This window comes from Bradyrhizobium betae, assembly GCF_004123905.1.
In the GTDB taxonomy this organism is placed as follows: Bacteria; Pseudomonadota; Alphaproteobacteria; order Rhizobiales; family Xanthobacteraceae; genus Bradyrhizobium; species Bradyrhizobium betae_A.
On sequence record NZ_MZXW01000029.1, the window covers coordinates 55930 to 82575 of the forward strand.

The 26646-nt window shown below is 63.9% G+C and carries 26 protein-coding genes; 14 read left to right on the forward strand and 12 right to left on the reverse strand.

Annotation, left to right across the window (positions count from 1 at the left end):
- Nucleotides 1-79: 79 nt before the first annotated feature.
- The 4 genes from B5V03_RS23660 to B5V03_RS23675 all read left to right on the forward strand — a co-directional run bounded on the left by B5V03_RS23660 (nucleotide 80) and on the right by B5V03_RS23675 (nucleotide 4085).
- On the forward strand, nucleotides 80-1579 hold the full coding sequence (locus B5V03_RS23660) for a DEAD/DEAH box helicase (protein WP_129272799.1): 1500 nt from the start codon (nucleotides 80-82) through the stop codon (nucleotides 1577-1579).
- Between the two features lie 164 nt (nucleotides 1580-1743).
- Nucleotides 1744-2811, forward strand: a complete 1068-nt coding sequence (locus B5V03_RS23665) for a GGDEF domain-containing protein (protein WP_129272800.1) — start codon at nucleotides 1744-1746, stop codon at nucleotides 2809-2811.
- 90 nt (nucleotides 2812-2901) lie between these two features.
- Nucleotides 2902-3432 carry a bifunctional 3-hydroxydecanoyl-ACP dehydratase/trans-2-decenoyl-ACP isomerase gene (gene fabA / locus B5V03_RS23670; protein ID WP_129272801.1) on the forward strand — a complete coding sequence of 177 codons (531 nt, stop codon included), beginning with the start codon at nucleotides 2902-2904 and terminating at the stop codon, nucleotides 3430-3432.
- 194 nt (nucleotides 3433-3626) lie between these two features.
- On the forward strand, nucleotides 3627-4085 hold the full coding sequence (locus tag B5V03_RS23675) for an MAPEG family protein (RefSeq protein ID WP_245502316.1): 459 nt from the start codon (nucleotides 3627-3629) through the stop codon (nucleotides 4083-4085).
- A gap of 3 nt (nucleotides 4086-4088) precedes the next feature.
- On the opposite strand, the gene B5V03_RS23680 is transcribed toward B5V03_RS23675, so the two are convergent.
- A complete protein-coding gene (locus tag B5V03_RS23680) occupies nucleotides 4089-6002 on the reverse strand; it encodes a BTAD domain-containing putative transcriptional regulator (RefSeq protein ID WP_245502314.1) in 1914 nt (637 codons plus the stop codon).
- A 470-nt stretch (nucleotides 6003-6472) separates the two neighbouring features.
- Between B5V03_RS23680 and B5V03_RS23685 the strand changes: the two genes are divergently transcribed.
- The 4 genes from B5V03_RS23685 to B5V03_RS42760 all read left to right on the forward strand — a co-directional run bounded on the left by B5V03_RS23685 (nucleotide 6473) and on the right by B5V03_RS42760 (nucleotide 8460).
- Nucleotides 6473-6847, forward strand: a complete 375-nt coding sequence (locus B5V03_RS23685) for a hypothetical protein (protein ID WP_164988234.1) — start codon at nucleotides 6473-6475, stop codon at nucleotides 6845-6847.
- Complete coding sequence (locus B5V03_RS41605) at nucleotides 6844-6996, forward strand: hypothetical protein (protein ID WP_164988229.1); 153 nt, start codon at nucleotides 6844-6846, stop codon at nucleotides 6994-6996. The genes B5V03_RS23685 and B5V03_RS41605 overlap by 4 nt, the downstream gene beginning before the upstream one ends.
- Nucleotides 6997-7151: 155 nt before the next feature.
- Nucleotides 7152-8102 carry a hypothetical protein gene (locus B5V03_RS23690; RefSeq protein ID WP_129272805.1) on the forward strand — a complete coding sequence of 317 codons (951 nt, stop codon included), beginning with the start codon at nucleotides 7152-7154 and terminating at the stop codon, nucleotides 8100-8102.
- 226 nt (nucleotides 8103-8328) lie between these two features.
- Nucleotides 8329-8460: a hypothetical protein gene (locus B5V03_RS42760; protein ID WP_283811544.1), complete on the forward strand. Its 132-nt coding sequence runs from the start codon at nucleotides 8329-8331 to the stop codon at nucleotides 8458-8460.
- Between the two features lie 50 nt (nucleotides 8461-8510).
- Here the strand turns inward: B5V03_RS42760 and B5V03_RS23695 are convergent, their stop codons facing one another.
- From B5V03_RS23695 to B5V03_RS23730, 8 genes are all read right to left on the reverse strand, one after another.
- Entirely contained in the window at nucleotides 8511-8948 is a 438-nt protein-coding gene (locus B5V03_RS23695; protein ID WP_129272806.1) for a TfoX/Sxy family protein, read from the reverse strand.
- Between the two features lie 162 nt (nucleotides 8949-9110).
- Entirely contained in the window at nucleotides 9111-9521 is a 411-nt protein-coding gene (locus tag B5V03_RS23700; protein WP_129272807.1) for a HesB/IscA family protein, read from the reverse strand.
- 49 nt (nucleotides 9522-9570) lie between these two features.
- The gene (locus tag B5V03_RS23705; RefSeq protein WP_129272808.1) at nucleotides 9571-9942 is read right to left on the reverse strand and encodes an SUF system Fe-S cluster assembly protein; all 372 of its coding nucleotides are present in this window, start codon (nucleotides 9940-9942) and stop codon (nucleotides 9571-9573) included.
- On the reverse strand, nucleotides 9939-11186 hold the full coding sequence (locus B5V03_RS23710) for a cysteine desulfurase (RefSeq protein WP_129272809.1): 1248 nt from the start codon (nucleotides 11184-11186) through the stop codon (nucleotides 9939-9941). The genes B5V03_RS23705 and B5V03_RS23710 overlap by 4 nt, the downstream gene beginning before the upstream one ends.
- Nucleotides 11183-12487 carry a Fe-S cluster assembly protein SufD gene (sufD, locus tag B5V03_RS23715; protein WP_129272810.1) on the reverse strand — a complete coding sequence of 435 codons (1305 nt, stop codon included), beginning with the start codon at nucleotides 12485-12487 and terminating at the stop codon, nucleotides 11183-11185. Before sufD ends, B5V03_RS23710 begins: the two co-directional genes overlap by 4 nt.
- An 11-nt stretch (nucleotides 12488-12498) precedes the next feature.
- The gene (sufC, locus tag B5V03_RS23720) at nucleotides 12499-13248 is read right to left on the reverse strand and encodes a Fe-S cluster assembly ATPase SufC (protein ID WP_164988235.1); all 750 of its coding nucleotides are present in this window, start codon (nucleotides 13246-13248) and stop codon (nucleotides 12499-12501) included.
- Nucleotides 13249-13310: 62 nt separating this feature from the next.
- Nucleotides 13311-14807, reverse strand: coding sequence for a Fe-S cluster assembly protein SufB (sufB, locus tag B5V03_RS23725; protein ID WP_129272812.1), 1497 nt, complete (start codon nucleotides 14805-14807; stop codon nucleotides 13311-13313).
- A gap of 113 nt (nucleotides 14808-14920) precedes the next feature.
- A complete protein-coding gene (locus B5V03_RS23730) occupies nucleotides 14921-16060 on the reverse strand; it encodes a cysteine desulfurase family protein (protein ID WP_129272813.1) in 1140 nt (379 codons plus the stop codon).
- 348 nt (nucleotides 16061-16408) lie between these two features.
- On the opposite strand from B5V03_RS23730, the gene B5V03_RS23735 reads away from it, so the two are divergent.
- A complete protein-coding gene (locus tag B5V03_RS23735) occupies nucleotides 16409-17056 on the forward strand; it encodes an alpha/beta hydrolase (protein WP_007591562.1) in 648 nt (215 codons plus the stop codon).
- A gap of 10 nt (nucleotides 17057-17066) precedes the next feature.
- On the opposite strand, the gene B5V03_RS23740 is transcribed toward B5V03_RS23735, so the two are convergent.
- The 3 genes from B5V03_RS23740 to B5V03_RS23750 all read right to left on the reverse strand — a co-directional run bounded on the left by B5V03_RS23740 (nucleotide 17067) and on the right by B5V03_RS23750 (nucleotide 19291).
- The gene (locus B5V03_RS23740; protein ID WP_129272814.1) at nucleotides 17067-17390 is read right to left on the reverse strand and encodes a DMT family transporter; all 324 of its coding nucleotides are present in this window, start codon (nucleotides 17388-17390) and stop codon (nucleotides 17067-17069) included.
- Nucleotides 17391-17400: 10 nt separating this feature from the next.
- Nucleotides 17401-18078, reverse strand: a complete 678-nt coding sequence (locus B5V03_RS23745) for a glutathione S-transferase family protein (protein WP_129272815.1) — start codon at nucleotides 18076-18078, stop codon at nucleotides 17401-17403.
- A 109-nt stretch (nucleotides 18079-18187) separates the two neighbouring features.
- Nucleotides 18188-19291: an anhydro-N-acetylmuramic acid kinase gene (locus B5V03_RS23750; protein WP_129272816.1), complete on the reverse strand. Its 1104-nt coding sequence runs from the start codon at nucleotides 19289-19291 to the stop codon at nucleotides 18188-18190.
- 165 nt (nucleotides 19292-19456) lie between these two features.
- Between B5V03_RS23750 and tyrS the strand changes: the two genes are divergently transcribed.
- The 5 genes from tyrS to B5V03_RS23775 form a co-directional block, all read left to right on the forward strand.
- Nucleotides 19457-20710, forward strand: coding sequence for a tyrosine--tRNA ligase (gene tyrS / locus B5V03_RS23755; RefSeq protein WP_129272817.1), 1254 nt, complete (start codon nucleotides 19457-19459; stop codon nucleotides 20708-20710).
- 56 nt (nucleotides 20711-20766) lie between these two features.
- On the forward strand, nucleotides 20767-22035 hold the full coding sequence (locus B5V03_RS23760) for an MFS transporter (protein WP_129272818.1): 1269 nt from the start codon (nucleotides 20767-20769) through the stop codon (nucleotides 22033-22035).
- A gap of 220 nt (nucleotides 22036-22255) precedes the next feature.
- Nucleotides 22256-22660, forward strand: coding sequence for a DoxX family protein (locus B5V03_RS23765; RefSeq protein WP_129272819.1), 405 nt, complete (start codon nucleotides 22256-22258; stop codon nucleotides 22658-22660).
- 392 nt (nucleotides 22661-23052) lie between these two features.
- On the forward strand, nucleotides 23053-24744 hold the full coding sequence (locus B5V03_RS23770; protein WP_129272820.1) for a methyl-accepting chemotaxis protein: 1692 nt from the start codon (nucleotides 23053-23055) through the stop codon (nucleotides 24742-24744).
- Nucleotides 24745-25013: 269 nt separating this feature from the next.
- The coding region (locus B5V03_RS23775) for a methyl-accepting chemotaxis protein (RefSeq protein ID WP_129272821.1) at nucleotides 25014-26646 on the forward strand (1633 nt) is incomplete at its 3' end.

Here is a 26646-nt window from a genome sequence, read left to right on the forward strand (position 1 = left end):
GAGAGCGCGCCGTTTCGGGGTGGAACGCGACAGCCTTAATCACCCTCGATTCCGAACGGCGGTTTCGACCAGAGGCTCAATGTCCTTTTCAGATCTCGGACTGTCCGAAAAAGTCCTCGCCGCAGTGGCGGCCACCGGTTACACCACCCCTACCCCCATTCAGGAACAGGCGATCCCCCACGTCCTCGCACGCAAGGACGTCCTCGGCATCGCCCAGACCGGCACCGGCAAGACCGCGGCCTTCGTGCTGCCGATGCTTACCATTCTCGAAAAGGGTCGCGCCCGCGCACGCATGCCGCGCACGTTGATCCTCGAGCCGACCCGCGAGCTCGCGGCCCAGGTGAAGGAAAACTTCGACCGCTACGGCGCCGGCCAGAAACTCAACGTCGCCCTCCTGATCGGCGGCGTCTCGTTCGGCGACCAGGATGCCAAGCTGACGCGCGGCGTCGACGTGCTGATCGCCACTCCGGGCCGCTTGCTCGACCATACCGAGCGCGGCGGCCTGCTACTCACCGGCGTCGAGCTGCTCGTCATCGACGAAGCCGACCGCATGCTGGACATGGGCTTCATCCCCGACATCGAGCGCGTCTGCAAGCTCGTCCCCTTCACGCGGCAGACCCTGTTCTTCACCGCGACCATGCCGCCGGAGATCCGGCGTATCACCGAAACCTTCCTGCACAATCCGCAGAAGGTCGAGGTCTCCAAGCCCGCCACCACCGCCGTGACCGTCACGCAGTCCCAGGTCCCCGCCGGACGCGAGGCGCATGAGAAGCGCGAGCTGCTTCGCCGCCTGCTGCGCGAGGCCAAGGATCTCAAGAACGCGATCATCTTCTGCAATCGCAAGCGCGAAGTCGCAATCGTTCACAAGTCGCTTCAGAAGCACGGCTTCAGTGTCGGCGCGCTGCATGGCGACATGGACCAGCCGGCCCGCATGGCGGCGCTCGAACAATTCCGCAAGGGTGAGCTGCCGCTCCTCGTTGCCTCCGACGTCGCCGCCCGCGGCCTCGACATTCCCGCGGTCAGCCACGTCTTCAATTTCGACGTCCCCCACCATCCCGACGATTACGTCCATCGCGTCGGCCGCACCGGCCGCGCAGGCCGGTCCGGCATGGCGATCTCGCTCGTGACGCCGCTCGACCAGAAGTCGATGGTGGCGATCGAGAAGCTGATCGGCCAGAGCATTCCGCGCGCCGAAGGCGACTACGAAGTCAACGCAGAAGCCGGCGATGCGGGTGAGCGCCCGCGCGAGCCGCGCGGCCGCGAACGTTCGCGCGGCGGACGCGGCAAGCCGCAACGCGGCGGTCGCGACCGTGAGCGCAGCCACGAGCCCCGCGAGCCGCGTGCTGAAGCACGGCCCGCTCCCGAGGCGAAGCCCGCACGCGAGGCAAGGCCTCCGCGTGAAGCCAGGCCATCATCCGAGCCGCGTCATGGCGCGCGCCAACAGGCCAATGCGGCCCATGTGCCGTCGATCGGCCGCCCCGAGCCACGCCGCCAGCGCGAGGCCGACACCGAGCCGGGTGATCATTCTCACCTGCCAGCGTTCCTGCTCCGCCCCGTGCGCACTCCAGCCGGTGCTTGAATCCGCGAGGCGCCTCGAGCCGGTTGAGCCGAGGCGCCCCACACTTTTTATGACGTATTGACCACCGTATATTTACTGGCCGTTCACAAACGTCCGTTAGCCTACGAACATAATTTAAGCATTGCTGCGGTCGACGGCGCATCGACCGTCGTGGGGTATGTTCCGTGGTCAACGTTCTCGACGAACACGAACGCACGATGGCGTTCGCCGAAGTAGCGCTCGGTCAGATCCGGTCGCTTCGACAGACTGCAATTCCCCGCAATTACGAGATCTGGTACGTCTACGCGACCGGCTACAACGCGCCGCTCAACAAGATCATCAACGAGACGCTGGCGCGCCACGGCAAGCTGACCGAAGGCGATCTCGAGCAAATCTACGAGACCTACCTCTCCCACATCAAGACCACCGACCGCATCGACAAGGTCGGCGCACGCGTCATCGGCGAGATCGACGACGTGATGAAGGTTTTGAGCGAGGCGCTCGCGATGACCGGCTCCTACGATGCCAGCTTGTCGGGCGCGACCGAAAAACTGTCGTCGGCCAGGAGCCGCGAGCAAATCAAGTCGATCGTCGAGACGCTGCTGCGCTCGACCAACGAGATGCGCGAGACCAACAAGGCACTGGAAGACCGGCTGACGCTGTCGAAGAGCGAGATCAGCAATCTCCAGCAGAGCCTGGAGGCGATCCGCGCCGAGAGCCTGACCGATCCGCTGACGGGCCTCGGCAACCGCAAATATTTCGACCGCATGATCGGCATGGCCGTGCAAAGCGCGCTCGCCTCCGGCGAGCCGCTGTCGCTGCTGCTGTTCGACATCGACCACTTCAAGTCGTTCAACGATTCTTACGGCCATCTCACCGGCGACCAGGTCCTGCGGCTCGTCGGCCTGTCGCTGAAGCAGACCATCAAGGGCCAGGACATCACCGCACGCTATGGCGGCGAGGAGTTCGCGGTCGTGCTGCCCAACACGGCGCTCCGCCAGGCCCTCACGGTGGCCGATCACATCCGCCGCGCCGTGATGGCGAAGGAATTGAAGAAGAAGTCCACCGGCGAGATCCTCGGCCGCGTCACCATCTCCGTCGGCGTCTCCATGCTCAAGCAGGGCGACGACACCGAGGCGCTGATCGAACGCGCGGATGCCTGCCTCTACGCCGCCAAGCGCAACGGCCGCAATCGCGTGATCTGCGAAGCCGATCCGGAATTCGCGATCGAGAGCCACAGCCGCGTGGCGTGACGGACGCAGCGCGCCGAACCGCGCGCGCTTGACATTCTGACCTGACGAACGACATCTTCCTCGCCGCCCGAGCATCGAGGATTTGTCGTCGTGCCCAATCCCCATGATTTTCACACGCCGCAACCGTCCTACAGCAAGGACGAGCTGCTGAAATCGAGCGAAGGCGGCTATTTCGGCCCCGGCAACGCGCAATTGCCGGCGCCGCCCATGCTCATGATGGATCGCATCGCCGAGATCAGCCTGGACGGCGGCGAATTCCGCAAAGGCCATATCGTCGGCGAACTCGACATCGTGCCGGGCCACTGGTTCTTCGACTGCCATTATCGCGGTGACGCGATGATGCCGGGCAGCCTGGGCCTGGACGCGATGTGGCAGATGGTCGGCTATTGGCTAGGCTGGTCCGGCTCTCCGGGCAAGGGCCGCGCCATCGGTGTTGGCGAGCTGGAGGTCACGGGATTTGTCACGCCGGAGGCGCGATGCGTGCGCTACGAGGTCGCCATGCGCATGGTCCGGCGCGGCAAGCTGGTGCTCGGAATTGCCGACGGCCGCGTGCTCGCCGACGGTGTCTGTGTTTTTATGGCGAAGGATATGCGGGTCGGCCTGACCAAGGCGGTGGACTGAGCTCAATCCCCTGATTTGGCGCGTTTCCGAACAGGCTCCTGTTGATCTTCTTCTTCAGCGCTCTCGCGGGCTTGACGCAACGGCCTCAACCGCGTGATCTGCGAAGCGGATCGGGAATACATTGTCGGATCTGAACTCCTCACAGTCGGGAGGCGCACGATTCAGAGATCCGAGGGAGAGCCAAATTGGGCGCAATGAGTCTTCACGACCCCCTTTTCGGTACGTATGTCGTCGCGGCCAGCCTGCTGATTTTGAAAGCCGTGGCGATGTCATGGCTGACTGTGGTCCGTATGGTGCAGGCCAACGGCGGCTACCGTTCGCCGGAGGACATCAAGAAGACCCCGATGAATCCCGCGCCGGATCCGGCGCAGCTTCTTCCCAACGAACGTGTCGAGCGGATCCGCCGGATCCAGATGAACGATCTCGAGAGCCTGCCGTACTTCCTGATTGCAGGGCTTCTCTATATTTTCACAGAGCCGTCGCTACGGCTCGCGCAATGTCTGCTCTACGGCTATGTCGCTTCGCGCCTGCTCCATTTCTGGGCCTATCTCACCGGGCAAATCCACGAGATTCGCGCGACGCTGTGGACGGTCGGCTCGATCATCCTGGTCTTCATGACCGTTCGCACGCTTCTCGTTGCACTCGGCGCTTGAGACTCAATCGGCCACCCCAGCTGCCTGCTGAGCCGAAAGGTAGCGTTCGAGAACGTCGTTCTGCTTGAAAAAGCGCATGGCGCGTAGATCGCGGATCGTTGTTTTTTGTGCCGCATCGCGGCGCTGCGTGACCTCGCGGGCTTCTTCCAGGCGGCCGGCGGCGACCAGATTGGCCGCCAGCATACGATGGCCGGTCCCATTGCCGGGATTGTGCCGAACCGACTTGCGGGCCCAGGCAATGCCGTCCTCGTGGCGCCCGAGCGCAAAGTATGACGCGGTCAAGCCCGTCATCCACAAATGCAGCATGCTGTCGTAGGGACTGAGGACAAGAGAACGATGAAGGCATACGACGGCATTCTCGTAGTCACCTCCCATGCTGTCGATCATTCCGAGCACGCCCCACGCGAACGCCGAACTGGGATTGAGGCTCACGGCCTCGCTGGCGTGAACACGGCCCTGATCGTTGTCGCCGGCCGGCCCGAACAGCGTGAAGCCATAGACCGCATGGGCAAAGGCGTCCGTGCCGTCCTGCTCGACGGCGCGGCGTGCCAGACCGAGCGCCTCGGTCGTGGCGCCCGGCGGTGTGTGAGCGCCAAGCGGCGGTGCCATGACCAGTCCCCACGCCAGCGCCGCCAGCGTTGGCGTGCGCGCCTGATCAAGGCGGAGAGACTGTCGAAGCAGGTCGATCGCCTTGGTCACATCATCACGGGTGCCGCCCCATAAGTGGTGAAGGGCACGCAAATAAAGATCATACGCCGAAAGATCGGTCAGTGGCTTGCGACGTGCTCGTTCGATTTCGGCGCCCCGAACGGCGGGGTCGACGACCGCAGCGACACTGCTGCTGACGTCGTCCTGCAGATCGAAGATATCCGTGAGGGGACGGTCGTAGCGATCGGACCAGACCTGAGCCTCACTGCCGGTATGGGTCAGCTCGGCCGACACGCGAATGCGGTTGCCGGCTTTGCGTATACGCCCGCTCAGGACGTACTGGACACCGAAATGTTGCGCAATCTGCCCGCTTGTCATCCCCTTGTCCCTGAGGGCAAAGCTCGACCCGCGCGCGATCACCACAAGCTCGCGGAAGCGCGACAAGGCCGTAATGATGTCCTCAGTGACGCCGTCGGCGAAATAGTCCTGTTCGGGCTCACCGCTCATGTTCCGGAATGGCAGCACGACGAGGGACGGCTTCTCTCCGCGCATCATGAGCGCCAAAGGCGGCGAGGCCTCTGACATGACCTCAGCTGAAGCGGGCGGCACATCCTGCGTGTGCGTCCTGCGCAGCTCCGAGGCCAACGTCTTTGTTGCCAGATCCGGCTCAGTGCTGAGCTCGCGCTTGAGCAGAGCAACGACATCCAGATAGTATTTGAGCGCTTCGGCGTTACGTCCGGTTGCGGACAACGCGCGCATGATCAGGCGATGCGAATCTTCGCGCAGGTCATTGAGTGCATTGGCGCGCTGGCCGGTCCGCAGTGCCTGGTCCGCATGCCCCTCAGATAGTTCATGCTCGCCGAGCGCCACCATGGCGCCCAGAGCCAACTCCGACAAGCGCTCGCGTTCGCCGGCGATCCATTCGCTCCAGCCTTCCTCGCCGATACTGATGTCATCAGCCAAACGGCCACGATAGAGATCCGCCGCCGCGCTCAACGCACCACGGCCACCCTCTCGGACCAGCCGCTCAAATTGGCTCACATCGCAGGCGATCACCGCGGCATTCAGCGACACGAATTCGCCCTCGCTCTTGAGAGCATCCGGGCCCAGGATCTGACGCAGCTTGAAAAGCGCCTGCCGCAGGTTCTGCTTCGCTTGCGCATCGAAGTGAGATCCCCACAGCAAGGTCGACAGTTTTTCGCGCGGCTGCGGGTCAGGTGCCGTGCAAGCCAGAAACGCGAGCATCCCAGCGAGCTTCTTGTTCGGCAAGCTGACGGCGCCATCCGGCCCTGTCAGTATGCAACGTCCGAGAAGTGAGAGGCTAAACTCCGGGCGCGACGCAGATGTCGTTCTAGCCACTCCGCCTCCAATTTAAGCAGTCGCGCTCAGTCGTATACACCCTACACGAATTGCCAGAATTGCGCACATTATTAACGCGCCAGTGACGGTCGAATAACGCCAGCGAAGACGGCTGCAGGTTCTGATCGAATTGCGACGAGATGCTGACGTGATGACTCGACGCTGAATTCCATCGGGAAAGCGGTCATGCGCGCGCGTCATCTTATTGCGGCCCTCGCTGTTCTTTTCGCGGTCCTTGCCGGGGTCGACGTCGCGGTCACGGCCTTTGCCACTCCCAGAGCCAGGGTCGTTTCGGACTCTGCACCTCCGGTCTCACCGCTCCTCTTCGGAGACGAATGATCGGACTCCAACTTCACGACGATCATCAATTGGAGGTCACATTGACCGATACCGCGCAACTCAGATCGCAAGCGCCCGCTTTTGGGCTGGAGGGCGAATCAGCGATGACGCACGCGTCATTTTCTGAGGCCGCAAACGCCTCCGGGGCAAGGTCCCAAGGTCGCATCACCGACGCCATTCCCCCTACAAAGGATTTTCATCTGCGCGGCTTGGCGCCCCTCACGCTGTTCGTCACCTGGTACCAGCGCGCCTGCTTCAGGTCGGAGCTGCTCGAGGACCTCAGGCACAGGCCCGAATACCTCGGCGACGTCGGGATTTGCCGGCACGAGGCGACGACCGAAACCACCAGATTCTTCTGGGAGCCGGTCCTGCTCAGGCGCAGTCGCACACTTCATGAATCTCGGCGGCGAGCATGACAACAATCCTGAGCGCGATCTCCCGAACGGTCCTCTCGGTCACCGGCGCCGAATTTGCGAAACACGCTCTGCTGCTGGCGGCAGCGAGCGCTTTCGTGTTCGTGCTCTCCCTCACCTACGGCTTGGATTTGAGCCTCGGATTCTTTTGATCGCCGCGTCGGCAAGAACCAGGAAACGCCGTACCGCACGGAGCGTGCTGACGCCTGCGACGACCTCGACATGATTTGAGTCACGCCCGCGTATTCCGGCCGCCACAGCCCCGGCGATTCACTAGTGCCGATGCGCACGCAAACGAGGAACCGATATGTATGCTGGCAAGATATTGTCCTGGCTTGGCGGACGAGGACCGGTCCTTTTGGTGATCTCAATTTGCGCAGGGCTGCCGATCAACCCCCTCGTTCATTTCGGCTACGATCTTCTGCCCTTTTCGGCATTCCTCCTGACACTTGGCTCCTTTCTCACTGCCAGCCTCGCTCCGTCTGAAGCCGGAATTCGCTTACCCCTGATCGCCATGGTTCTTGCTTGGGTCGGTGTGGCGCTCCCTTTGGCTGCTGCTGTTCTGCTGTCCTTTCTTCCGCTCGATCCCGCGCTGCGCGCCGGCGCTCTGCTTTCCCTGCTGGCGCCGCCGGTCGGAAGCGCAGCCGCAATCGCGGGGATGCTGGGGTTGCGACCACGTCTTGCGCTCCTCGTTTCCATCGCACTGACCCTCCTGACGCCGATCTCGATTCCATGCTTTGCCACAGTGCTTGGACTTGGCGTTGTCTTCGACATGGGCGCGCTTGCGATCCGACTGTTCAGCATCATCGGTGCTGCAGGCCTGGTTGCCGCTCTCGCGATACGATTCCACCGTCGCCTGGTCCCCGTTCTGCCCGATCAACGCGCGGCCACCGGTATCGCCGTGATCGGACTCATCATCGTCGGGCTAGCTGCCTCACAGGGCATACAGGCTCAATGGACCAGCGACGCTCTCCGTTTCGACCTGATGCTCGCCGCGGCCGTCGCGTCCAACTTTGGCCTGTGCGCGCTCGCTACTCTGACATTCGCGAGATTGGGGCTGCAGACCGCGGGAACGATAGGCCTCGTGAGCGGAAACCGTAACGTGACCCTCGTTTGGGCCGCGACCAGCTTCGGCCTCCCACCTCTCGCGGAAGGCTATGTCGCTGCGTGCGTCATACCGGTCCTCGCGCTTCCTCTCATCATCAAGCTTTGTCTCAGACTGCCTTCCTTCGGCCGCCTCATTCCGCAGAACGGGTGATCCAATGAAGGAAGCACGGAACGTTTTCAATGCGATCGCAGCGGTGCTGCACTGTTCACGGCGCCTTCAGGCACGTCGCATTCTCCGCCAATACGAGCATCTGATGCCGTCTTCCGACCAATCCATCCCGCAAATATCCAGTCAAAATTCCGGAGATCGCAACATGCTCGTGACCAGCAGGACGGCTCAATCAAGACCCGTTACTCGGCCCCCCGCACGAAATGAGATGGGTTGGCTCCTGGCCGTGGCCTTGGCATTCCTGGTCATTCACATCGTCGCCGGGACGATCTGGATGCGCGCCTCCGCGAACGAGACCACACCCTCCCGGCCTGACGTCGTATCCTCGTCGTATGACTAGCGAAGCACCGACGGAGATTTTTTGGAGGGCTCGCCGGGAGACCCAGCAGGCTATTTCTTTCGTTTGACGCGCTTTCGAATTGGCGCCTTGTTGCCCGTCTTCCCTTTCGCCGGCGCCCTTGCAGCCTTGACGGATTTCTTCACCGCCTTCTTTGCGCCCGGCCGCTTCTTCACCTTGGCGCGCTGGGCGGCGGCGAGCGCCGCTCTCGCCCATTGCGCAAGCTCCGCGGAATCGTCGAACAGGCGCGCCGGCAGCGCCCAGTAGGAGTTCACCAGCACGGTCTTGGCGCGGGTCGAATACTGGAACGGCTTTGACCCCTCGGCTTCGAAGTCCGGGATCGTCACCTCGTCGGCGCGGAAGAACAGGCCGGCGCGCAGAGACAGCGCGAAGTTGACGCCGTCGACGGAGATGCCGTGGCCGGAGAACATTTTTCGGATGGTGACGGGGCCGAAATCGGCGAACAGGTCGATCAGGAATTCGCGGTCCATGCGCACACTCTCTCGTGCCCCGGACGCAGCGCAGCGTGAAACGGTGCGCTGCTGAGCCGGGGCCCAGATGTCTTGCACTGATGATTATAGCGTGGGTCCCGGCTCTGCGCAGCAGCGCAAGCGCGCTGCTGCGCGTCCGGGACACGAGAACGGGGCTAGGATTTACCCGTCGATCTTGGCCGGGCGCAGCTCAACCGACTCGCCGCAGCCGCAGGCGGAGACCTGGTTGGGGTTGTTGAAGACGAACTGGGCCTGCATCTTGTCGGCCTTGTAGTCCATCTCGGTGCCGAGCAGGAATAGCACGGCCTTGGGATCGACCAGGATCTTGACGCCCTTGTCCTCGACGACTTCGTCGGTCGGGCGGATATCGTGGGCGTATTCGACAGTGTAGGACTGGCCGGCACAGCCGCCGTTCTTGACGCCGACGCGCAAGCCCACGATCTCGGAATCGGCGCGCTGGGTCAGCTCGGAGATGCGCTGGGCGGCGGCATCCGTCAGCCGCATCACCTGCGGGCGCGGGCGCCGCGGCTTGGGAGTGGATGCTGGTGTCGAGCCTGACGATATCTGGGTCATGTTATTTATGTGGTCCGTTGCGGAGCGAATTCAATGCGAGCTTTACGCGTCACCACATGTTGAGGACGAGGCGGGCCTCGTCGCTCATGCGTTCCGGCGTCCAGGCCGGCTCCCAGACGACCTTGACGTCGACCACGCCGACGCCGGGGACACTGGCGACCGCGTTCTCGACCATGGTCGGCAGCTCGCCGGCGGCCGGGCAGTTCGGCGTCGTCAGCGTCATCTGGACGTCGACCGAGCGGTCGTCCTTGATCTCGACCTTGTAGATCAGGCCGAGCTCGTAGATGTCGGCCGGGATTTCCGGATCGAACACGGTCTTGAGGCCCGCGATGATCTCGGTGGTGAGACGCTCGGTCTCCTCCGGCGGCAACGCCGACTGGGTTTCCATCGGATTGGCTTTGGCTTCGGCCGTGTCACTCATGCGAACAAATCCCGCGCCTTCAACAGCGCCTGTACCAGATGATCGACTTCTTCCCGCGTATTATACATGCCGAACGAGGCCCGGCAGGTGGCCGTCACGTTGAACCGCTCTAAAAGCGGCATCACACAATGCGTGCCGGCGCGCACCGCGATGCCCTGGCGGTCGATCACGGTGGCGACGTCGTGGGCATGGGCGCCCTTGAGCTCGAACGAGATCACCGGGCCCTTGCCCCGCGCCGTCCCGATCAGCCGCAGCGAGTTGATTTCGCGCAGCCGGTCCTGTGCATAGGTGACGAGATCGGCCTCGTGGGCGGCGATACGCTCCTTGCCGATCGAATTGACGTAGTCGATGGCCGCGCCAAGGCCGACGGCCTCGACGATCGCGGGGGTGCCCGCCTCGAATTTGTGCGGAGGATCGCCATAGGTGACGACGTCACGCGAGACCTCGCGGATCATCTCGCCGCCACCGTTATAGGGGCGCATCGCGACGAGGTGGTCGTATTTGGCCCAGAGCACGCCGATGCCGGTGGGACCGTAGACCTTGTGGCCGGTGAAAACGTAGAAGTCGCAGCCGAGGTCCTGGACGTCGACCGGCATATGCACCGCGCCCTGGCTGCCGTCGACCAGCACGGGAATGCCGCGGGCATGCGCGATTCTGACGACGTCCTTGATCGGCACGATGGTGCCGAGCGCGTTCGACATCTGCGTGATTGCGACCAGCTTGGTCTTCGCCGTCAGCAGCTTCTCGAACTCGTCGATGAGGAAATTGCCCTCGTCGTCGACCGGCGCCCATTTGATCACCGCGCCCTGGCGTTCCCTGAGGAAATGCCACGGCACGATGTTGGAGTGGTGTTCCATGATCGAGATAACGATCTCGTCGCCGTCCTTGATGTTCGGCCCGCCCCAGGACGAGGCAACCAGGTTGATCGCCTCCGTCGCGTTGCGGGTGAAGATCACTTCCTCGGTCCGCGCAGCGTTGATGAACTGCGCGACCTTGGTGCGGCCGCCCTCATAGGCTTCGGTCGCGGCGTTGGCGAGGTAATGCAGGCCGCGATGGACGTTGGCGTATTCAGACGTATAGGCCTGCGTCATGCGGTCGAGCACGGCGCTCGGCTTCTGGGCAGACGCCGCGTTGTCGAGATAGACCAGCGGCTTGCCGTACACCTGCATGGCGAGCGCCGGAAAATCCTGGCGCACCCGCGCGACGTCGTATGAACCGTTCTTGACTGCGGGATGCGTGCTCATTGGCGTCGCTCCAGCCAGCGCTCGGCAATGCCGATCACGTGCTCGCGCAGATCATCGTCGGCGATCTGCTCGATCGCCTCGCCGACGAACGCCTGGATCAGCAGCGCCTGGGCCTGCTTCTCCGGCAGGCCGCGCGCCTTCAGATAGAACAGCAGGCTGTCGTCGAGCGCACCGGCGGTCGCGCCATGGCCGCAGGAGACGTCGTCGGCGAAGATTTCCAGCTCAGGCTTGTTGTCTGCCTCGGCTTCGTCCGAGAGCAGCAGCGCGCGGATCATCATCTTGCCGTCGGTCTTCTGCGCGTCGGGACGGACGATGATCCGCCCCTGGAACACCGAGTGCGCGCGATCGTCGATCACGGCGCGGAAGACTTCGCGGCTGACGCAGTTCGGCACCGCGTGGTCGACCACCAGCGTGGTGTCGCCATGCTCGGTCTTCTGCAACAGATTGACGCCGTTGACCGAGAGCTCGCTGCCCTCGCCCGCCAGCGTGAAGAAGCCCTGAAGACGGCTGACGGCCGCGCCCGTGGTCATGTTGAAGACGTTGAACTTCACATTGGCGCCGACCGTAACGAACTGCGAAGTAATATTCACCGCGTCAGGCGCATCGTCCATCAGGCGGATATGGGCGACATCGGCGTTGTCGCCGATCGAGACGATGACTGCGTCGTTGACCTGGTACGCCTTGGCACCGGCGGCGACAAAGCTCTCGATGATTGTGGCGCGAGCGCCCTTCCCGACCGCGACCTGCGAACGGGTGAAGGCAGATGCCGAAGCGGCAGTCGCAATGTGGATAATCTGGATCGGCGCGGACAGCTGCGCACCGTCGGCGATATCAAGCACGACGCCGTCCGTCGCCATTGCGGCGTTCAGCGAGATGACCGCATCGGTGGGCGCGGTCGTCAGCAGACCGGCATCCTTCTCCAGCGTCTCCCGCGACGTCCTGAAGCCCGCCTCGGCGGCGAGTGCCTTGACGTCGGACAGATCGGCCGCGAACACGCCGTCGACCAGCACCAGCTTGCGGGCACCCGCGATCGCATGGGCCTTCACGGCGTCCGCGGCGCGCTTCAGCGCGGCCGCATCGGGGTTGGCAGCCAGCGGCAGCACCTCGCCGACCAGCGCGCGCAGATCCGTGTATTTCCATTCCTCGATCCGGCGGTGCGGCAGGCCGAGACGCTCATAGGTCTCGAACGCCTCACGGCGCGCCGCGATCACAGAAGGCGAACCCGGCAACCGGCCTTCAGCGCTGGTGAAGAGATCGCTCACCGCGCGGCCGTTTCCGGTTTTTGCCACAGCAACGTTCATCGCAAAATTCCTTACGCGTCCTCGTACTGGGCGTAGCCGGATTCCTCCAGCTCCAGCGCCAGGTCCTTGGCACCGCTCTTCACGACACGGCCCTTCGACATCACGTGCACGAAATCCGGCACGATGTAGTTGAGCAGCCGCTGATAGTGGGTGATGACGACCATCGCGCGCTTGGGCGAATGCAGCGCGTTAACGCCGTCGGCCGCAATGCGCAGCGCATCGATGTCGAGGCCGGAATCCATCTCGTCGAGGATGCACAGGCTCGGCTCGAACAGCGCCATCTGCAGCACCTCATTGCGCTTCTTCTCGCCGCCGGAGAAGCCGACATTGACGCCGCGCTTGAGCATGTCCTGCGGGATGTTCAGCGACTTCGAGACTTCGCGGACCTTCTTCAGGAAGTCCGGCACCATCAGCTCGGTCTCGCCGCGCGCCTTGCGCTGCGCGTTCAGCGCAGTGCGGAGGAAGTTCATGGTGGTGACGCCGGGAATCTCGACCGGATACTGGAACGCCAGGAACACGCCCTTGGCAGCGCGCTCCTCGGGCGCCATCTCCAGCAGGTCCTCGCCCATGAACAGGATCTGGCCGTCGGTGACTTCATAGCCGGGCTTGCCGGCGATGACGTGGGAGAGCGTCGACTTGCCGGAGCCGTTCGGCCCCATGATCGCGTGGATCTCGCCCTCGTTCACGGTCAGCGTCAGCCCGTGGAGGATCTCACGCTCCTCGACACGAACCTTCAGGTCTTTCACTTCAAGCAAAGCCATCTTGGTATCCAGTTTATTCAATTGATGCATGGAGCGCCGAAGCGCACCGCGAGGGTCGGCAATCAGCCGACCGACCCTTCAAGCGAGATCGAGATCAGCTTCTGCGCTTCGACCGCGAATTCCATCGGCAGTTGCTGCAGCACGTCCTTGACGAAGCCGTTGACGACGAGGCCGACGGCCTCTTCCTGCGAAAGGCCGCGCTGGATGCAGTAGAACAGCACGTCCTCGGAGATCTTCGAAGTCGTCGCCTCGTGCTCGAACGTCGCCGACGAGTTCTTGGCTTCGATGTACGGCACGGTGTGCGCGCCGCATTTGTCGCCGATCAACAGGGAATCGCAGGCGGTGAAGTTGCGCGCGCCGGTCGCTTTCCGATGCGCGGTGACGAGTCCACGATAGGTGTTCTGCGACTTGCCGGCGGCGATGCCCTTGGAGATGATGCGGCTCGACGTGTTCTTGCCGAGATGGATCATCTTGGTGCCCGAGTCGACCTGCTGGAAGCCGTTCGAGATCGCGATCGAGTAGAACTCGCCGCTCGAATTATCGCCACGCAGGATGCAGCTCGGATATTTCCAGGTGATCGCCGAACCGGTCTCGACCTGGGTCCAGGAGATCTTGGAACGGTCGCCGCGGCAGTCGCCACGCTTGGTGACGAAATTGTAGATGCCGCCCTTGCCTTCCGAATTGCCGGGGTACCAGTTCTGCACCGTCGAATATTTGATCTCGGCGTCGTCATGCGCGACGAGCTCGACCACGGCGGCGTGCAGCTGGTTCTCGTCGCGCTGCGGCGCGGTGCAGCCTTCGAGATAGGAGACGTAGGAACCCTTGTCGGCGATGATCAGCGTGCGCTCGAACTGGCCGGTGTTGCGCTCGTTGATGCGGAAATAGGTCGACAGCTCCATCGGGCAGCGCACGCCCGGCGGCACGTAGACGAACGAGCCGTCGGAAAACACCGCCGAATTCAGTGTCGCGTAGAAATTGTCCGAAGTCGGAACCACCGAGCCGAGATATTTCTGCACCAGTTCAGGGTGCTCGCGGATGGCTTCCGAGATCGGCATGAAGATCACGCCGGCCTTCTTCAGCTCCGCCTTGAAGGTGGTCGCAACCGAGACCGAATCGAAGACGGCGTCGACCGCGATCTTGCGGCGCGCGGGATCTTCCTCGCCGGGCTTCGGCTCGACGCCTTCGAGCATGGCGACTTCCCGCAAGGGGATGCCGAGCTTCTCGTAGGTCTTGAGAATCTCCGGATCGATCTCGTCGAGCGAGGAGACCGTCTTCTTCGGCTTCGGCGCCGCGTAATAATAGAGGTCCTGGAAGTCGATCTTGGGATAGTCAACGCGCGCCCAGGTCGGCTCCGTCATGGTCAGCCAGCGCCGATAGGCTTCCAGCCGCCACTGGAGCATCCAGGCGGGTTCGTTCTTCTTCTCGGAGATGAACTTGACGGTCTCTTCCGACAGCCCCTTGGGGGCCTTGTCGGACTCGATCAGGGTCTCAAACCCATAACGATACTGATCGACGTCGATGCGCTTCACGCGCTCGACCGTCTCTTGCACGGCTGGCATTTTATCCTCCGCTCGCGGTTTCAAGGACCGCGGTGGATCAAAGTCGGACGAGTATTACGATGTTTTTCGGCAGAAAGCACGGGCTTAGAACCATTCAAGCCGTGTTTCGTCGCTTAGCCTCTAAGTAGGGTATTACCGAGCTTTCGCCAAGCCTCTAACGCCCTATTGATGTCCTCCGGTTCCGTGGACCAGCCCAGACTGAGGCGCACCGCTCCCTGGGCCACGGCGGGGTCGAACCCCATCGCTGAGAGCACATGGGACGGCTGGACCTTGCCCGAGGAACAGGCTGAACCCGAGGATACAGCGATGCCTTCGAGGTCGAAGCCGATCACGGCCGTCTCCGCCTTCAGGCCGGGCGCCGTGAAAAGAATGGTATTTGGCAACCGCTCGGCGTCTTCCGAGAACACCGTCGCTCCAGCAAACCCCTTTAGGTCCTTTTCCAAGCGATTCCTGAGGGTTGCCATCCGCTCCGTATCCTCCGGCAGAGCCTGAAGCGCGGCATTCACCGCTGCGCCGAAACCGGCAATACCGGGGACGTTCTCAGTTCCGGCGCGGCGGTTGAGCTCCTGCCCCCCACCCCGCAGCACCGGTTCCAATCCGGTCAGCCCTTCCGCCACCACGAGCGCGCCGATGCCCTTGGGGCCGCCGATCTTGTGCGCAGAAATGGTCGCAAGGTCGGCGCCTACCGCGTTAATATTGAACGCAATTTTGCCGAGCGCCTGGATCGCGTCGACATGCAGGAGGCCTCCGGCTTCGTGGACGATCCCTGCGGCTTCGGCGATCGGCTGCAGCGCGCCCGTCTCGTTGTTGGCCACCATGATCGAGACCAGGGATGGTGGGCGGTCCTTGAGCAGCGCCTTCAGGTGATCGAGATCGACCACGCCGGCGCGGGTCACCCTGATATGACCCATCCTGTCCGCCGGGAACCGGCCGCCCGCCAGCACCGAGGCATGCTCGATGGCCGAGACCAGGAGCCGCTCGACAGGACCGCCGGACGGTCCTCGCAAGCCGGGCGACAACGCCAGCGCATTGGCCTCCGTCCCAGCCGAGGTGAAGACGACGTTCCGCGGCAGCGCGCCGACCGCAGTCGCGAGCGCCGCACGCGCGTCCTCGACCAGCCGTCGCGCCTCCCGCCCCTCGGCATGGACCGAGGACGGGTTGCCGATCAGCTCCCAGGCGGCGAGCATTGCGCGTCGTGCTTCAGCACGCAGCGGTGTCGTCGCATTCCAGTCGAGATAAACGCGGTTCGGCATGAAAGTAATATATTACCCTGCGCGCGGGACCTGCTCCGCCCGCCGCCGCCCACGACATGGGCTCCTGACGGAGGCTTGGCAACCACGATTCCATAGCCAGGTCTGGCCATGACACGACGGTGACACGCTAACACCTTGAGCCCATTGCGGGATGTTCAAGATGCTTGCTTTTTGACCCACGCCTCATGTTAGAACGCGCGCGTCAGTTCACCGCGCGCCGCTCGCGCATCATCCGAGGGCGCCCCGCTCCATCCTTCCATTCGCGCTTCCGTCGGCATCGTTGCCGATGAGGCTACAATCGGTCGATTGCTGCGGATCATCTCTCCAGGATCAATCAAGAGATCATCGATGCCTGAAGTTATTTTCACCGGTCCCGCCGGCCGTCTCGAAGGCCGCTATCACCCTGCCAAGCAGAAGAACGCGCCGATCGCGATGGTCCTGCACCCGCATCCGCAGTTTCACGGCACGATGAATCATCAGATCATCTACCAGTGCTACTACGCCTTCGCGCATCGCGGCTTCTCGGTGCTGCGCTTCAATTTCCGCGGCGTCGGCCGCAGCCAGGGCTCGTTCGACCACGGCACCGGCGAATTGTCGGATGCGGCAGCAGCGCTCGACTGGGCGCAGACCATCAATCCCGAAGCGCGCGCCTGCTGGGTCGCCGGCTTCTCCTTCGGCGCCTGGATCGGCATGCAGCTCTTGATGCGCCGCCCCGAGGTTGAAGGCTTCATCTCGATCGCGCCGCCGGCCAATCTCTATGACTTCTCGTTCCTCGCGCCCTGCCCGTCGTCGGGCCTGATCGTGCATGGCGAGAAGGACGCGGTGGTGCCGCCCAAGGACGTCAACACGCTGGTCGAGAAGCTGAAGACGCAGAAGGGCATCGTGATCGACCAGCAGGTCATCCCTGGCGCCAACCATTTCTTCGACGCCAAGCTCGAGCCGCTGATGGAAACCATCACGGCGTATCTCGACATGCGGCTCGCCAACGTGCGCTAAGGCGCGCGGCTCAAGCCAGCTTGAGCGCGACGATCCCCATCAAGACGAGCGCGATGCCCGCGAGCTTCATCGCGCTCAGCGTTTCGCCGAACAGCACGACACCCATGATGAAAGTGCCGGCAGCGCCGATTCCGGTCCACACCGAATAGGCGACGCCGACTTCGAGCACTTTCAGGGCTCGTCCGAGCAGAAACACGAAGGCGGCGAGCAGCACCAACGAAACGATGCTCCAGCCCACACGCGTGTAGCCCTCCGCGTATTTCATCGAGATCGCCCAGCCGACATCGAGCGCGCCGGCGATCACCAGCATCAGCCAGGCCATGGATTGCGACATCTCCATGCGCTCAGGCCGCGAGCTTGAGCAGATGCGCGTCGTGTCGAACCAGGAAGGCGCGCAGCAATTGCGGATAGTCCGCGCCGACCGCAGTGCGGATGCTCGGGCGCTTCGCCAGCTCCGCTCGCCATGCGCGGACCTTCGGCACGTCGCGGAAGATGCCGTGCTCGGTCAGCTCGTCGAACAAGTCGAAATAACGGAAGACGGGTGCGAACACAGCGTCGACCAGACTGAATCGCGCGCCGGCGAAGAACGGGCCTGCGCCAAGCGCAGCTTCGACACGGGCGAATTTTGCGACGAGCGCCTGACGCTTGCTCTCGAACGTCTCGGGATCCGTCGTGGTCTCCAGCCCCCAGAGGTCGCCAAGGGTCGCGGAGCCGAACTCCATCCAGGCGCGGTGCTCGGCACGCTTCAATGCATCCGCCGGATGCAGCTTCGCACCGCCTTGCGTCTCCTCGATGTATTCGCAGATCACGTTGCTCTCGAACAGCGCGACCTCGCCCTTGTCCGTTGTCACCACCAGCACCGGCACCTTGCCGAGCGGCGACAGCTTTAGAAACCAGTCGGGCTTGTTGGCGAGATCGATGTCGATCCGCTCGAACGGTACGCCCTTCTCGTTGAGCGCGATCACCGCGCGCTGCACATAGGGGCAAAGCTTGTGGCTGATCAGTTTGAGCGAGGCAGTCATGGCGGCGATCCCGGCGGTTGATGCAATCACCGCAAACATAGATGCACTTGCATGAACTCGTCAATATCCATGCAAATGCATCAACTGCTCGTGACCTCGGTCCGTGAGCTCAGGGCCGCGCGATCACGCCGCCGGTCATCGGCATCGGCACGCCGGTGGTCGCCGGATAAGACAGCGGCAGGCCCTTCAGGCCGCGCGCGGCGAGGAAGCCGAAGGCCTGCGCCTCGATGGCGTCGGAGGCCCAGCCGAGGGTCTCGGCAGCTTCCACCGTGGCCGATCCGACCTGCTCCCGTAGCATCCGCAGCATGGTGAGGTTGCGGGCGCCGCCGCCGCAGACGATCCAGCTGCGCGGTCGCCGCGGCAGCAGCGGAACGATCCGGGCGATTGCGGCTGCGGTGAAGGCTGTCAGCGTCGCGGCACCATCCGCCGGCGCGACGTCCCCGAGCTTGAGCGCGGCAAAGTCGTTGCGGTCGAGCGATTTCGGCGGCGGCAATGCAAAGAACGGCAGCTCCAGCGCGCGTGCGATCCAGGCCTCATCGGCCTTGCCGAGCGCTGCGAACTTGCCTTCCGCGTCGAACGCCTGGTTCATGGTGCGGTACATGAAATCGTCCAGCAGTGCGTTGCCGGGCCCGGTGTCGCAGGCGATCAGCGTATCGTTGCCGTCGATATAGGTGATGTTGGAGACGCCGCCGATATTGACCACGACGATCGGCCCCTCGCGCTCCAGCGAATTGGCGAGCGCCCGGTGGTAGACCGGCACGAACGGCGCGCCCTGCCCGCCGGCCTCGACATCAGCGGCGCGGAAATCGTGCATCACGGGGATATGGATCGCCCTCGCCAGCGCCGGCGCATCGCCGATCTGCACCGTCAGCCGCCGCTCGGGGCGGTGCAGCACGGTCTGGCCGTGGAAGCCGACGATGTCGATGTCCTCCGGCTTCATGCGGTTCTGTGCGACGAAGGCGGCGACCGCCTCGGCATGCGCCTGCGTCACCGCGCGCTCGGCCTCGGCCAGAATGCCCGGCCGGGCATCGCGTTGCGGCAGGTGCACGGCCTCGCTCAGCGCCTGGCGCAGCAGATTGCGCTCGGCCGGGCTGTAGGGCCGGTAACCGGACGGCCCGAACGCCTTCACCTGCTTTCCGTCGGTTTCGATCAGCGCGATGTCCACCCCGTCCAGCGAGGTGCCGCTCATCAAACCGAGTGCCGTCAACATCATGGATCAGCGTCCTCAAGAGACCCCCTCCGGCATGCCGATCTTGTGCCAGAGGGACACATCTTATAATGCCACAGGCCAAAGTGGCGGGCAGCAATCGAGTTCCCACGTAAGACCCTTAAATTGCGCCCAAAACAGTAAACCAAGAATTGTCAGGCATGCCGACAGATGACTGCATTTAAATCGGATTTCCTCAACACCCTGCAGGAACGTGGATTCATCCACCAATGCTCCGATTTCGAGGGGCTGGACGCGCTCGCCGCCAAGGGCGAGGCGACCGCCTATGTCGGCTACGATTGCACCGCCCGCTCGCTGCATATCGGCAACTATTTGACCATGATGATGCTGCACTGGCTCCAGCAGTCCGGCAACAAGCCGATCACGCTGATGGGCGGCGGCACCACCATGGTCGGCGATCCCTCCGGCAAGGACGAGACGCGCGCGATCCGCACCGTTGCCGAGATCGAGTCCAACAAGGAATCGATCCGCGGCGTGTTCGCCAAGGTGCTGAAATACGGCGATGGCAAGAGCGACGCCATCATGCTCGACAATGCCGAGTGGCTGACCAAGCTGAACTGGATCGAGATGCTGCGCGATGTCGGCCGGCACTTCTCGGTCAACCGCATGCTGACGATGGACTCCGTGCGGCTGCGTCTCGAGCGCGAGCAGGAGATGAGCTTCATCGAGTTCAACTACATGGTCTGCCAGGCCTACGACTTCGTCGAGCTCGCCAAGCGCACCGGCTGCAAATTGCAGATGGGCGGCTCGGATCAGTGGGGCAACATCATCATGGGCGTCGATCTCGGCCGCCGCATGGGCACCCACCAGCTGTTCGCGCTGACGACGCCGCTGCTGACGACGGCGTCCGGCGCCAAGATGGGCAAGACCGCGCAGGGCGCGGTGTGGCTCAACGCCGACCAGTTCAGCCCTTACGATTTCTGGCAATACTGGCGCAACACTGAGGATGCCGACGTCGGCAAGTTCCTGAAACTGTTCACGACGCTGCCGATGGGCGAGATCAAAAAGCTCGAGGCGCTCGGTGGCTCCGAGATCAACGAGGCCAAGAAGGTGCTCGCCACCGAGGCGACCGCGCTGCTGCACGGCCGCGACGCCGCAAACGAAGCGGCCGAAACCGCGCGCCGCACGTTTGAGGAAGGCGCGCTGGCGGAGACTCTCCCGACCGTGGAAATTCCGCGCGGCGAGCTGGATGCCGGCCTCGGCGTGCTCAACGCCTTCGTCAAGGCAGGGCTCGTTGCCTCCAACGGCGAAGCCCGGCGGCAGATCAAGGGCGGCGGCCTGCGCGTCAACGACGAGCCCGTCACCGACGAGAAGATGGCGCTCTCGGCGGCCAGCCTGACGCCGGAGGGCGTGATCAAGCTGTCGTTCGGCAAGAAGAAGCACGTCCTTCTCAAGCCTGCATAGGCGTATGAGCTTTTGATGCTTGTCAGGGCGCGCCGAAGCGCGCTCCCTGACCACCAATGGATCAGAACACGCCCAAGAACACGCCCAAGGGAGCGACCGGGGACAACGCGAGGGCAGAGCAAGGCGCCGTGCGCATCGCGCTCTCCGTGCTTGCGCTCTGCTTCACGCTGGCCGTGCTGGGCCGCGGGCTCGGCGACAGCTTTACAGTGTTCCTGAAACCGATCTCGGAAAGCTTCGGCTGGGACCGCGCGCAGATCGTCTCGGTCTATTCGCTCACCTGGCTCGCGAGCGGCCTTACCGCTCCCTTCGTCGGACGCTTGTTCGACCATTCCGGACCGCGCATCGTCTATGCGCTCGGCCTGCTGCTGCTCGGCGCAGCCTTCCTGATTGCGGCGCACGCGCAGCATCTGTGGCAGTTCCAGCTCTCGATTGGCCTCTGCGTCGGCATCGGCGTCGCCTTCATCGGCATTGTGCCGAACTCGATCCTGCTCGGCCGCTGGTTCGGGCCGCGCCTGCCAACCGCAATGTCGGTGGTGTATTCAGCGATGGGCGGCGGCGTGCTGGCGTTGCTGCCGGCCTCGCAGCTCCTGATCGATCACATCGGCTGGCGCCATACCTATCAGCTGTTCGGTTTCGCCGCACTGGGCCTGCTGGTGCCGCTCATGCTGCTGCCGTGGCGGTTGTTCGCTGCCGGCTCGCCGCATGTCGTGAAGAAGACCGACCCTGATTTCGTCGACAATGGCTGGACGCTTCTCCGCGCGATGCGCCACCACGCCTTCTGGGCGCTGTTCTCGACCTTCTTCTTCACTGCCGTCGGCATGTACGCGATCGCAGCCCAGATCGTGGCCTATCTGATCGATGCCGGCTTCCCGCCGCTCCAGGCCGCGACCGCCTGGGGCTTTTCAGGCGTCGTGCTGGTGTTCGGCATGCTGGGGGTCTCCGCGCTCGACGGCGTGATCGGGCGCCGGCCGTCCGTGCTGCTGAGCTACGCGATCTCGATCCTCGGCATCGCCCTGCTCTGGCTGCTGCAGCATTATCCGAACATCCTTCTGCTGACCGGCTTCGTCGTCTGCTTCGGCAGCATGATGGGCTCGCGCGGCCCGCTGATCAGCGCGACTGCGATGCGGATTTTCCAGGGCAAGCGGATGGGCACCATCTACGGCACCATCTCGATCGGCAGCGGCCTCGGCTCGGCGTTCGGCTCCTGGAGCGGCGGCCTGATCCACGATGCGACCCATGGCTACAATGCGCTGCTCGCCTTCGCACTTGCGAGCATGGTGCTCGGAATGATTCCATTCCTGGTTGTCCCCGCCTTGCGGCGCTAGGTCTCCCAGAAGTAACCTGAGCGTATTCGCGTCACCGGGGAATTACGGATGGGAATGACGCGAATGCGCGCAAAAAATGCGGATTGCATGCGGCTGAAACTTCAGCCTGCGGTGTTTTGTCCGACATGACAAAAATGTCAGCGCGGAATTGATCCCGGTGGCTTGCGAGGCGAAACCGAATACGGTCCAAGTCGCAGCATTGGATGGAGGGCAAAAACCAATGAACTTTCCCTATCTCGTTCGCTTTCAACCGGTTCTCTTGAGCCTGTTTCGCTTCATCACCGGCCTGCTGCTGTTCCAGTACGGCATCGCAAAACTGTTCAAGTTTCCGGTGCTGCCGTACTTCGCAAACATTCCGCCGATCATCTACGCGGCGGGCACCATCGAGCTCGTGCTGGGCGCGCTCCTGATGATCGGCCTGTTCACCCGCCTTACCGCTTTCATCCTCTCGGGTGAAATGGCCTTCGCCTACTTCATGGGCCACATGTTCAAGGGCGAGACGCCGGTGTTCCTGCCGCTGCTCAATGGCGGCACCGCGGCGATCCTGTTCTGCTTCGCCTGCCTCTATCTCTCCGCAGCCGGCGGCGGCTCGGTCAGCGCCGATGCGGCGATGGGCAAGGACTAGCCCGACCGGCGGCGCGTTCGCGCGACGCCGACGCACGCGATCAACGCGCAAGTAACGGATGGCGCCGGCAGCATTGCCGGTGCCATCTCAGCGAGAGCCCAGCACGTTCCAGATGAGAACGAGGGCCGCGACGAGCAGCACGGACATGACGAGGCGGTGAACGAATCGGTTCATAGCCCACCCTGCCAAGCTCGATCACCACCAACGTCTGAGAACCATACCTCTCCGCAAAAATACGGATACAAGGCGATGGCCGGCGTTTTGCCTGCACGCTTGCGCATAAGGCTGCGACGCGTCTTCCGGGTCGGAGACGTCCGCATGCCAAGGTTCATGATTGGTAAGAACTTCATGTTACGGACGATGACAATAACAACCATTCCGTAGGGGCTGTGATGAAGCTGCTGAGCCATCTGAAGATCCGCACCAAGCTCACCAGCATGGTCTGCCTTGCGGCTCTCACAGTCACGGCCATCATCGCGGTATCGGCCTTTCTCAGCAAGAGCCGCATGATGGAGGACCGGGTCCAGCAGATGAAGACCGCGGTCGACATGCTCTACAGCCTGGCACAGTCGGTTCAGGACGACGTCACCGCCGGCAAGCTGACGCTGGCCGAGGCCAAGGCCCAGTTCCATATGCGCGGCCGGCGCATGACTTTCAACGGCGGCCAAGGCTACCCGGTCGTCTACAATCCCGACACCTCACTGCTCGTGAACGGCGCCAATCAACAGCTCGAAGGCAAGATCACGGGCGCCGTCGACGCCAACGGCGTCATGATCGCCGATGCGATCATCAACGCCGCGCAGAACACCCAGGGCGGCGTGACCTCCTACCTCTATGCCCGCCCCGGTCAGACCGAGGCGGTGCGCAAGACCGTGTTCGCCCGCAAATTCGCGCCCTGGAACGCGACGATCAGCTACGGCCTCTATGTCGACGACATCGATGCCGACGTGCGAGCGCTGACGCTGGAGCTCGCCGCGGTCGGCCTCGGCCTGATGCTGCTGATGGCGACGCTGTCCTGGCTGATCGCCCGTGACGTGCTCGGCGCGCTCAACCGCCAGAAGAACCGCATGCAGGAGATCTCCGAAGGCGCCATCGACAAGCCTGTCGAGGAGACCGATCGCGGCGACGAGATCGGCCGCATGGCCGAGACGCTCGAAGTGCTGAGGCAAACCGCACTGACGGCGCGCAACCTGGAGGCCGAGCAGGTCGCCGCCAAGACCCGCAGCGAGCAGGAGAAGCGCGACGCCCTGATCGCGCTCGCCGACCGCTTCGATGCCTCCGTCGGCCAGCTCGTCGGCCTGATGGCCTCCGGCTCCGGCGAGCTCGAGACCACCGCCAAGTCGATGTCGTCCACCGCCGAAGGCACCAACCGCCGTGCCGCCGTGGTCGGCTCGGCCGCGACCGAAGCCAGCCAGCGCGTGCAGACGGTTGCGGCCGCCGCCGAAGAGCTTTCCTCCTCCATCACCGAGATCAGCCGTCAGGTCGCACAATCGGCGGAAGTCACGGGACGCGCCGTCGACAGCGCGCGCCGGACCGACACCATCGTGCGCGCCCTCTCCGACGGCGCCCAGCAGATCGAGCATGTCGCCGAGCTGATCTCGAGCATCGCGGCGCAGACCAATCTGCTCGCGCTCAACGCCACCATCGAGGCCGCGCGCGCCGGCGAAGCCGGCCGCGGCTTTGCCGTCGTTGCCTCCGAGGTGAAGTCGCTGGCAAGCCAGACCGCGGAAGCGACGCGTGAGATCGGCGACAAGATCGCCCAAATTCAGGGCGCGACCAAGGAAGCCGTGGACGCGATCGGCGGCATCACCGCCACCATCGAGGAGGTCAGCCGCATCGCCACCTCGATCGGCGCGGCCATCGAGGAGCAAGGTGCCGCCACCGCCGAGATCGCTCGCAGCGTCTCGCAGACGGCGGAGGCGACCAAGGAGGTCACCACCAATATCGGCGTCGTCAGCACCGCGGCGAACGAGACCGGCAACGCCGCCGGCATGGTGCTCACGGCGGCCAGCAACCTCTCCAAGCAGGCCGAGCAGCTCTCGGGCGAGGTCGGCACATTCCTGGCCGGTGTGCGCGCGGCGTAAGCCGCGCGACATTTACGCTCGTCCAACGTCGCCGCAACAGCGAATCGCGGTGTCCATGGGCCGCGCTGGTTTATGCGTTCGCACAGGCCGTAAGCAGATTTTTCCGGCTACATCGCCGCAGGCGTTCGCGCATCGCCTGCATACGCACGTACGCGGCTGCGCCAATTGCGCCGCGCCGGAACCAACGTCCCTCTGCATTCAGGATTGGTAAGAATTTCCTGATACGGCTGCGCGAGAACAAGCCTTCTACAACCATTCCCGAGGCCGTCATGACGCTGCTCAGTCACCTGAAAATCCGCACCAAGCTCACCAGCATGGTCGCGCTTGCAGCGCTCACCGTCACCGCCCTCATCGTCTCGTCGGCCTATCTCAGCAAGACCCGCATGCTCGAAGACCGCGCACGCCAGATGCAGACGGCAGTCGATCTGCTGCACGGCTTCGCGCAATCGCTTCAGGACGAGGTTACCGCCGGCAAGATGACGCTCGCCGATGCGCAAGCCCAGTTCAAGCTGCGCGGCCGGGGAATGAAGTTCAACGGCGGCCAGGGCTATCCCGTGGTCTACACCGCCGATTCAACGGTGATGATGAACGGCGGCGCGCCCCAGCTCGAGGGCAAGAACAACGGGATCAAGGATGCCAATGGCATCGTGATCGGCGATGCCACGGTGAACGTGGCCAAGCAGTCAGCTGAAGGCGCCATCCTGTCCTATCTCTTCCCGCGTCCGGGCCAGACCGAGCCAGTCCGCAAGCTGGTGTTCGCGCGCCACTTTGCCCCCTGGAACGTCGCGATTGCCTACGGCCTCTATGTCGACGACATCGATGCCGACGTGCGAGCGCTGACGCTGGAGCTCGCCGCGATCGGTGTCGGCCTGATGCTGCTGATGGCGACGCTGTCCTGGCTGATCGCCCGTGACGTGCTCGGCGCGCTCGACCGCCAGAAAACCCGCATGCAGGAGATCTCCGAAGGCGCCATCGACAAGCCTGTCGCGGAGACCGATCGCGGCGACGAGATCGGCCGCATGGCCGAGACGCTCGAAGTGCTGAGGCAAACCGCACTGACGGCGCGCAACCTGGAGGCCGAGCAGGTCGCCGCCAAGACCCGCAGCGAGCAGGAGAAGCGCGACGCCCTGATCGCGCTCGCCGACCGCTTCGATGCCTCCGTCGGCCAGCTCGTCGGCCTGATGGCCTCCGGCTCCGGCGAGCTCGAGACCACCGCCAAGTCGATGTCGTCCACCGCCGAAGGCACCAACCGCCGCGCCGCCGTGGTCGGCTCCGCCGCCACCGAAGCCAGCCAGCGCGTCCAGACGGTTGCGGCCGCCGCCGAAGAGCTTTCCTCCTCCATCACCGAGATCAGCCGTCAGGTCGCGCAATCCGCCGAGGTCACGGGCCGCGCCGTCGACAGCGCGCGCCGCACCGACACCATCGTGCGCGCCCTCTCCGACGGCGCCCAGCAGATCGAGCATGTCGCCGAGCTGATCTCCAGCATCGCGGCGCAGACCAATCTGCTCGCGCTCAACGCCACCATCGAGGCCGCGCGCGCCGGCGAAGCCGGCCGCGGCTTTGCCGTCGTCGCATCCGAAGTGAAGTCGCTGGCGAGCCAGACTGCGGAAGCCACCCGCGAGATCGGCGACAAGATCGCTCAGATCCAGGGGGCAACGAAGGAGGCCGTCGACGCCATCGGCGGCATCACCGCCACCATCGAGGAAGTCAGCCGCATCGCCACCTCGATCGGCGCCGCCATCGAGGAGCAAGGCGCCGCCACCGCCGAGATCGCCCGCAGCGTCTCGCAGACGGCGGAGGCGACCAAGGAGGTCACCACCAATATCGGCGTCGTCAGCACCGCGGCGAACGAGACCGGCAACGCCGCCGGCATGGTGCTCACGGCGGCCAGCAACCTCTCCA